This is a genomic window from Paenibacillus sp. TSM33 (assembly GCF_056099025.1).
Map to the genome: position 1 here is coordinate 1 of NZ_JBLZXB010000097.1, position 208 is coordinate 208.

Genomic DNA, 208 nt, shown 5'->3' on the forward strand with positions numbered 1-208 from the left:
GATGTTTCAGTTCCCCTGGTCTGCCTCTCACTCACCTATGAATTCAGTGAGTAGTGACTGTCGATGAAGACAGCCGGGTTTCCCCATTCGGACATCCCCGGATCAAAGCTTGCTTACAGCTCCCCGAAGCCTTATCGTTGTTCGCCACGTCCTTCGTCGGCTCCTGGCGCCTAGGCATCCTCCGTGTGCTCTTTGTAGCTTAACCTAG

At 54.3% G+C, this 208-nt stretch carries 1 rRNA gene; it reads right to left on the bottom strand.

Annotation, left to right across the window (positions count from 1 at the left end):
* Nucleotides 1-205, bottom strand: a 23S ribosomal RNA gene (locus tag ACN6NF_RS26055); the annotation flags it as partial.
* Between the last annotated feature and the right edge of the window lie 3 nt (nucleotides 206-208).